Raw genomic sequence first — 7,723 nt, 5'->3', positions numbered from 1 at the left:
CTGCGGCACCGGCACCCTGCTGCGCGCCGCCGCCCCCCCCCCGCCCCCCCCCCCCCCCCCCCCCCCCCGCCCCGCGCCCCCCCCCCCCCCCCCCCCCCCCCCCCCCCCCCCGCGTCGTCACGGCACCGGCGTCAGTTGTGCCCGAACTTCTTCGTCTTGCCCTTGCGCGCCATGTCCATCGGACTCGGGGACGCACCGGAGGGCTCGGACACGGATTCCTTCGGCTGGCCCTGTGCGGAGGACCGGGTCGGCTGAGCCTTGCTCTCGTGCTGGCGGTTCTTGTTCTTGGCCATGGAAAGCCTCCGTGGGGGGTGTAGGGGCCAGGGCCGCCTTCACACTCACACACCCCCACAACCCTCGCATTTTGGATCTTTACTGTGCGTAGTCGGGAGAACCGCAGGATCCGCCACGCCGATGATCGAGTTCCGGCCGCCGAGGCCCCCGCGGTCGGGCAGACTCGGGGAAAACCTGGACTGCTCCCCGGAAGAGGGTGGAACGCGTGGACCGCTGCGTCGTCCTGGTGGACGCCGGCTACCTGCTGGGCGCCGCCGCGAGCCTCCTTGCGGGAGAGCCCTCCCGCTCCCGCATCACCGTCGACCATGCGGCCCTCATCCAGGGGCTGCGGGAACGGGCCGAGGCCGACACCGCGCAGCCCCTGCTGCGCATCTACTGGTTCGACGGCGCCCCCGACCGGGTGCCCCAGCCCGAACACCGCCGGCTGCGCGTCATGCCCCGCGTCACCGTCCGGCTCGGCGCCCTGACCCGCAGCGACGGCCGCTGGGCGCAGAAGGGCGTGGACGCCGCCATGCACGCCGAACTGACCGAGCTGGCCCGCAACCGGGCCTGCTCCGACGTGGTCCTCGTCACCGGTGACGGCGACCTGCTGCCCGGCCTGATGTCCGCCAAGGAGCACGGCGTCGCCGTCCACCTGTGGGCCGTCCAGGCCGCCGACGGCGACTACAACCAGTCCGAGGACCTGGTCGCCGAAGCCGACGAGCGCCGCGTCCTCGACCGTACGTGGATCACCCGCGCGGTCCGCCCCAAGGACCTCGCCGGGCTCTGCGCCCCGCCCCCGGCGCCCCGGCCCGAGATCGCCGCCATCCTCTCCGCCCCGCTGCCCGAGGCGGCCCTCGCGGAAGCCGCCCGCAACAGCGCGGCAGCCGCCCCCGATCCGGCCGGCGCCGAACCCGCACCCGCCCCGGCCGCCAAGGGCGTCCCCACCCCCAAGGACCTCGCCGGGCTGCGCGCCCACGCCCCCGTACCCGGCCCGCAGACCCCGCAGCCCTCCGGCACCGCCACCCTGCGCTGGTCCTCCGACAGGGGCTGGATCGAACGCGGCGGCCCGCTCGGCGAGCCCGCCGAGACCGCCTCCCTGCCCACCCTCGCCCAGCTCACCTCCGCCGAGCAGCGCTGGGCGGACCGCGAGGAGGACATCACCACCGTCGGCGGTGACCCCTTCGAGGTCGGCCAGGTCTTCGCCCGCCGCTGGATGGAGCGCCTCCCCGAGGCCGTCCACCTCCAGAAGCTCGCCACCATGTACCCGCGGATCCCGCACCGCATCGACGGCGAGCTGCTCCGCTACGCCGCCCGCTTCGGCCTGCTCGCCCACAAGGACGACCAGATCGACGAGCACGACCGGTACGCGATCCGGGCCGGCTTCTGGCGCGAGATCGACGTCCGCGCCGCCGCCGAATCCGCCCCCGCCGGCCCCGACGCCCGGGTCGCCGCGCCCGGCGCCGCACCTGCCGAAAGAACCCCCGAAAGAGCCGGGGAACGCCTCGCCGAGAAGATCTCCGACTAGCCGGACGGGCACCCGGGCCCGCCCCCGCGGGCGTCCCGGGCGCCCGAACCCCGTAGGCTGCTCCCTCGTGAGCACGGGCACAGCACAGGCGGGACACGCCGCGGAACACGGCGACCGGACCCCCGGGGCGGGGGGCGGCGCGCCCGTACCCGTGGTGTGCACGGTGACCGGCCTGGTCAAGACCTACCCGGCGCTGCGCGGCGGCCGCGGCACTCCGGCCCTGCCCGAGGTGCGCGCCACCGACGGCATCTCCCTGGAGATCCGGCGCGGCGAGATCTTCGGGCTCCTCGGCCCCAACGGGGCCGGCAAGTCCACCCTGGTCCGCCAGCTCACCGGCCTGATGCGGCCCGACGAGGGCGCCGTCGAACTCCTCGGCCACGACCTGGTCCGCCACCCCGAGCGGGCCGCCCGGCTGCTGGCCTACCTCGGCCAGGAGTCCACCGCCCTCGACGAGCTGACCGTCGCCCTCGCCGCCGAGACCACCGGCCGGCTGCGCGGCCTGGACGCCCGCAGCGCCCGCGCCGAACGCGACGCCGTCCTCGACGAACTCGGTCTCACCGGCATCGCCGGCCGCCCCCTCAGGAAGCTCTCCGGCGGCCAGCGCCGCCTCGCCTGCTTCGCCGCCGCCCTCGTCGGCGAGCGGCCCCTCCTGGTCCTCGACGAGCCCACCACCGGCATGGACCCGGTGGCCCGGCGGGCCGTCTGGAACGCCGTGGACCGCCGCCGCGCCGAGCGCGGCACCACCGTCGTCCTCGTCACCCACAACGTCATCGAGGCGGAGACCGTCCTCGACCGGGTCGCCGTCGTCGACCGCGGCAAGGTCATCGCCTGCGACACCCCGGCCGGCCTCAAGGCGCAGGTCGCCGACGAGGTCCGGCTGGAGCTGGTGTGGCGCGAAGCCCCGCCGCTGCACCTGCCCGAGGTCGCCGCCCTGCGTGCCGACGTCACCGAGTCCGGCCGCCGCTGGGTGCTGCGGACCGGCCCGGACGCGGCCAGGGCCGCGGTCGCCGCCGTCACCGGCGGACCCGCGTTCGCCGCCCTCGACGATTTCACCCTGGCCACCCCGAGCCTGGAGGACGTCTACCTCGCGCTCGGCGGCCGTACGAAGGGCCTGGTCAAGACGTGAGCATCCCCGCCCCCGCCGTGCTCGCCCCGCGGGCCCGGCTGTTCCCCGCGCTCGCCGCCGTCTACCTGGCCCAGCTGTCCCGGGCCAGGGTGGCGCGGATCCCGCTGCTGTTCGTGGCGACCTTCCAGTCCGTCGGGATCATGGTCCTGATGCGCGGGGTCGTCGACGGCGGCAGCGAGGCCCGCGCCGTGGTCGCCGGCTCCTCCGTCCTCGTCGTCGCCTTCGTCGCCCTCAACCTGCTCGCCCAGTACTTCGGCCAGCTGCGGGCCTCCGGCGGCCTCGACCACTACGCGACCCTGCCGGTGCCGCCCGCCGCCGTGGTCCTCGGCGCGGCCGGCGCGTACGCCTCGTTCACGGTGCCCGGCACCCTGGTGACGGCCGTGTTCGGCTGCCTGCTCTTCGGGCTGCCGATGGGCGGCCTGTGGGTGCTCGCCGCCGTGGTCCCGCTGGCCGGCGCCGCCCTCGCCGGGCTCGGCGCCGCCCTCGGTCTGCTCGCCCCCCGGCAGGAGCTGGCCACCCTCGCCGGACAGCTCGGCATGTCCGCGGCCCTGCTGCTGGGCGTGCTGCCGCCCGAGCGGATGCCCGAACCGGTGGTCTGGGCCCGCGACCTGCTGCCTTCCACGTACGGCGTCGAGGCCTTCGCCCACACCTTCGCCCCGCACCCCGACTGGGCCGTCGTCGCCGCCGACCTCGCCGTCTGCGCGGCCGTCGGGGTCGCCTCCCTGGCCCTCGCCACCTGGGCCTACCGGCGGGCCGCGGTCCGCTGACGCCGGGCCCGGCACCACCTGGCACGATGTGGGGGTGACCGAAGCCTTCTCCCCGCCGCCGCCCGCCCCCGCCCCGGAGGACCCGGACGCGCCGCCGACGCCGACCCTCGCCGAGGACCTCAAGTCCGGTGCGGCGGTCATGCTGGCCGTCGCCCTCTCCGGCGCGCTGCTCGCCGTGCTGTGGGCCTGGCTGGCCCCGCGGGTCCAGTACGTCTCCGACGGCACGGCGGTGTTCCTCGGCAACACCGAGAACGAGGGCCGGATCGGCTCCGACGGCACCTTCCTGCTGATCGCCCTGGGCCTCGGCCTGGTCAGCGCCGGGCTGGCCTTCCTCTACCGGCGCAACGGCGGCCCCGCCGTCGTGATCGGCCTCGGCCTCGGCGCGCTCCTCGCCTCCGTGCTCGGCTGGCGGCTCGGCATCCACCTCGGCCCGTCCCGCGACGTGGTCGCCGCCGCCAAGGCCGCCGGCAAGGGCGTCCCCTTCGACGCCCCGCTCCAGCTGCTCGCGCACGGGGTGCTCCTGGTGTGGCCCGTGGTCGCCGTGGCCGCGCACCTGGGCCTGGTCGGACTCTTCGGACCGCGCGACCCCGAGGTCACCCCGGAGTGGCCGGAGGGCTACCCGCCGCCGTACGCCCACCCGCAGCCCGCGCCGGCCGCGAACCCCGACCAGGCCGCGCCCCCGGCCGCCGCGCCCCCGGCCGACACGCCGCCCGCGCCGCACCCGTAGGCCGGTCCGCAGCCCAGGACCACCCGCGCCGGCGCCGCCCGGCCACCGCACCAGGCGACCCGGATGCCCCCCGCGCCTGTGTCCCGCCCCCCCGCGCCCGTCACCCGTGCGGCCAGACGCCGGACGGCCCGCCCGCGCCCAGGGATCCGGCCGCCCGGCGGCAGGGACGGGCCCGCACGTCCGATCCGCCGGGCCCGGGCCCGTGGACCGGACGCCCGGGCCCGTGGCCCGCTCCGGGGCTAGGCCGTCTCTTCCGGATCCTGCCTGACCCGCGGCGCCTGGCACGGCACCTCGCCGCGTTGTCGGCACAGCCGAGTACGTCCAGTACGCGCGCTGTCCCGACGCCTTGCGAAGCACCGCACCAGACACCGCGGGCTTAACCGGCAAGATCCGAAAGAGACGACCTAAGGCCGCGCGATCGGCGCGAGGACCGCGCCCGTCAGGGCTGCCAGGTCGGCCGGGGACAGTTCGACCTCCAGGCCGCGGCGGCCCGCCGACACGCAGATGGTCGCGTGTGCCGACGCCGAGGCGTCCAGCACCGTCGGCAGCGCCCGCCGCTGGCCCAGCGGCGAGATCCCGCCACGGACGTACCCGGAAGAGCGCTCCGCGGCCGCCGGGTCCGCCATCGCGGCCTTCTTCCCGCCCACCGCCGCCGCCAGCGCCTTCAGGTCCAGCGAGCCCGCGACCGGCACCACCGCCACCGTCAGCGCCCCGTCCACGTCCGCGACCAGCGTCTTGAAGACCCGCTCCGGGGACACCCCCAGCGCCTCGGCGGCCTCCGCCCCGTACGACGCGGCCGCCGGGTCGTGCGCGTACGCGTGCACCGTGAACGGCAGCCCGGCCGCGGTCAGCGCCACCGTCGCCGGTGTGCCGCCGGCCCCCTGCTTCGCCTTCTTCGCCATGCCTGCGCGCGTGTCCCCTCGGTTCAGTTCGGGCTGGTCGGGGTCCGGGTCAGGTCCACCGCGGGCAGCGACGGCAGGTGCCGGATCACCGCCGTCTCGGTGCGCAGCACCTTCAGCTCCTCCGCCAGCCGGGTCGCCGTGTCCGGCGCCTGCAGCAGCCGCTGCTTCGACGGCACGTCCAGCACCGCCGCCGCGGCCACCAGGTACGACACCACCGACGGCTCGTCCGGCAGGTCCGCGCCCGTCGCGAGCGACCGCTCACGGGCCCCCGCCAGCCGCTTCTGGTACGCCCGGAACGCCCGCAGCACCCCCTCGGCCAGCGCCCCCGCGCCGTCGCCCGCCTCCTCCGGCAGCTCCTCCAGCTCCGCCGTCAGATACGGGCCCGTCGCGTCCACCGACAGCAGCTTCACCCGCACCGTGCCCGTGGCCAGCACCTCGAAGCTGCCGTCCTCGCGCTCCCGGATGGTCGCCGCGTCCGCGATGCAGCCCACCCGGTGGAACGCCTGCACCGGGTCGCTGCCGAAGCCCGCGGCCGGTCCCTTCGCGGGCAGGGTCGTCTGGTCGGGCAGCCCCGGCGCGGTCGGCGCCACCTCACGGCCGTCGCGGATGGCGACGACGGCGAACCGGCGCGGCTCGTCGTCGCCGGACTTCAGCAGGTCGCGCATCATGGCCCGATAGCGCTCCTCGAAGACGTTCAGGGGCATGACGAGCCCCGGGAACAGCACGGAGTTCAAGGGGAAGAGCGGCAGGCGAACGGTGGTCACGACGGTCAGCGTAATGGCCGGGGGACCACGCACGTCACCCCCGCCGCAGCAGCCGGGACGCTCCCGCCGCCACCGTCGTCGCCAGGACCCAGCCCGCGAGCACCAGTCCGGCCGCCCCCCACTGCCAGGCGCCCTCCAACCGCCAGTACCCGTCCTGGCCGAGATCGATCACCGGCAGCAGCAGGTCCAGGGAGTACAGCACCGGATTCCACAGCGGCGTCTCACCCGGCTTGATCGCCTCCGGATCATGGCGGGAAAAGGCCACCGCACCCGCCGCCCACACCACCAGCATCCACACCGCGGCCCGCCCCGGCCGGTACCCGTACGCCACCGTCCAGTCCTGCAGGTACCCCCACAGCTTCGCCGCCAGCGGCAGGGTCTCCCGGCGCCGCCGCTGCTTGGCCAGCAGCACCTCCCGGGCGTCCGCGTCCTCCCCGCTGCCGCGCAGCACCGCCGCCAGCCGCTCGTACGGCTCCGGCGAGTACTCCGGCGTAGCCGCCTCCACCCACGCCAGCCGCCGCGCCAGGGGAAACGGCCCCCGCGGCACCAGGAACTCGTAACTGAACCCGTCCATCGACAGCAGGCCCGGGCCCGGCCAGCTCGTCGCCTGGTCCACCAGCTTCACCACCTTCGCCCCCGACAGGACCACCCGCCCCTGCTCCGGCCGCTCGCCCAGGAACCGCAGCTCCGGCGTCTGGATCCGGCGCAGCGACACGTCCTGGTCCGCCGCCAGCACGAACCGGGCCCCGAACAGGTCCACCGCGTCCCCGAACCGCCCGTCGTCCAGCCGCAGCCCGCCCCGGCACTCGAACCGCTGGATCCGCCCGCCCCGCACCGGCGGCGTGTTCCCCAGCCCGTACGGGGGAGTGGAGCCGGGATCGCCCGCCGGGTCCAGCGCCACCGACGTCAGGTACAGGGTCCGCTCCACCGTCAGCTGCGGCGCGTTCAGCGCCCGCCGCCCGTACGGATTGCGCAGCCGGGCCCCGCGCAGGCTCATCGACACCCCGACCTTCGCCCCGCGCAGGCTCACCTCGCCGTACGTCTCCAGCAGCTCCGCCTGCAGGTCCTGGCCCACCGACAGGCCGTCCGCCGCGATCGCCCGGCCCCGGCCGTCCCGCTGCACCACGGCCTGGCTGATCAGCAGGTCCGTGCCGATCTGGGCGTCCGTGAGCCGGATCCCACGGGCCACCCGGCAGCGCGGCAGGTGCAGGTCGCCCTCCGTGTGCAGGCGGGCCGCCTCGATCCGCGGCACCGAGCAGTTCACCATCCGCAGCGTCGTGAACCGCGTCTCCGACAGTTGCACTTCGCTGTCGAAACGGCACGCGTTCAGCTCCACGTACGGCGCCACCGAACCGCCCGACAGCTCCAGCCGGCCGGTGATCCGCGCCCCCCGCAGCTTCAGCGACGCCACCCGCCCCGGCACCGGCTCCGGCCCGCCCAGCAGCAGCCGGTGGATCACCTCCGCCCGCACGCTGCGCTCCGGCCCCCAGGCCCGGTCCGCCATCGGGTCGTCCCGGTCGGCCGCGTGCGCGCTCAGGTCGCACACCGTCCCGCTCCGGAAGGCCTGCCACATCCGCAGCTCCGGAGGGCGGAGATCCGCCGGAGCGCCGCCCTGCACGTCCGGCCCCGCCCCTCG

Annotated in this window: 8 protein-coding genes; 4 read left to right on the top strand and 4 right to left on the bottom strand. The window is 76.2% G+C overall.

Annotation, left to right across the window (positions count from 1 at the left end; translation table 11 throughout):
* Nucleotides 1-131: 131 nt before the first annotated feature.
* On the bottom strand, nucleotides 132-293 hold the full coding sequence (locus tag LG634_RS23795; RefSeq protein ID WP_226736052.1) for a hypothetical protein: 162 nt from the start codon (nucleotides 291-293) through the stop codon (nucleotides 132-134).
* A gap of 197 nt (nucleotides 294-490) precedes the next feature.
* Between LG634_RS23795 and LG634_RS23790 the strand changes: the two genes are divergently transcribed.
* The 4 genes from LG634_RS23790 to LG634_RS23775 all read left to right on the top strand — a co-directional run bounded on the left by LG634_RS23790 (nucleotide 491) and on the right by LG634_RS23775 (nucleotide 4,421).
* Nucleotides 491-1,801, top strand: a complete 1,311-nt coding sequence (locus LG634_RS23790; protein WP_226736050.1) for an NYN domain-containing protein — start codon at nucleotides 491-493, stop codon at nucleotides 1,799-1,801.
* Nucleotides 1,802-1,955: 154 nt separating this feature from the next.
* Nucleotides 1,956-2,927, top strand: a complete 972-nt coding sequence (locus LG634_RS23785; RefSeq protein ID WP_226736069.1) for an ABC transporter ATP-binding protein — start codon at nucleotides 1,956-1,958, stop codon at nucleotides 2,925-2,927.
* Nucleotides 2,924-3,694, top strand: a complete 771-nt coding sequence (locus tag LG634_RS23780; RefSeq protein WP_226736048.1) for an ABC transporter permease — start codon at nucleotides 2,924-2,926, stop codon at nucleotides 3,692-3,694. The genes LG634_RS23785 and LG634_RS23780 overlap by 4 nt, the downstream gene beginning before the upstream one ends.
* Nucleotides 3,695-3,728: 34 nt before the next feature.
* A complete protein-coding gene (locus tag LG634_RS23775) occupies nucleotides 3,729-4,421 on the top strand; it encodes a DUF2567 domain-containing protein (protein WP_226736046.1) in 693 nt (230 codons plus the stop codon).
* Nucleotides 4,422-4,825: 404 nt separating this feature from the next.
* On the opposite strand, the gene ybaK is transcribed toward LG634_RS23775, so the two are convergent.
* Genes ybaK through LG634_RS23760 form a run of 3 tightly spaced genes read right to left on the bottom strand, consistent with a single transcriptional unit; the run spans nucleotide 4,826 to nucleotide 7,660 of the window.
* On the bottom strand, nucleotides 4,826-5,323 hold the full coding sequence (ybaK, locus tag LG634_RS23770; RefSeq protein WP_226736044.1) for a Cys-tRNA(Pro) deacylase: 498 nt from the start codon (nucleotides 5,321-5,323) through the stop codon (nucleotides 4,826-4,828).
* Nucleotides 5,324-5,346: 23 nt separating this feature from the next.
* The gene (locus LG634_RS23765) at nucleotides 5,347-6,087 is read right to left on the bottom strand and encodes an LON peptidase substrate-binding domain-containing protein (protein WP_226736042.1); all 741 of its coding nucleotides are present in this window, start codon (nucleotides 6,085-6,087) and stop codon (nucleotides 5,347-5,349) included.
* 34 nt (nucleotides 6,088-6,121) lie between these two features.
* Complete coding sequence (locus LG634_RS23760) at nucleotides 6,122-7,660, bottom strand: oxidoreductase (protein WP_226736067.1); 1,539 nt, start codon at nucleotides 7,658-7,660, stop codon at nucleotides 6,122-6,124.
* Nucleotides 7,661-7,723: the final 63 nt, after the last annotated feature.

The organism is Streptomyces bambusae (genome assembly GCF_020532645.1).
In the GTDB taxonomy this organism is placed as follows: domain Bacteria; phylum Actinomycetota; class Actinomycetes; order Streptomycetales; family Streptomycetaceae; genus Streptomyces; species Streptomyces bambusae.
This window is presented reverse-complemented; position numbering and strand designations above follow the sequence as displayed.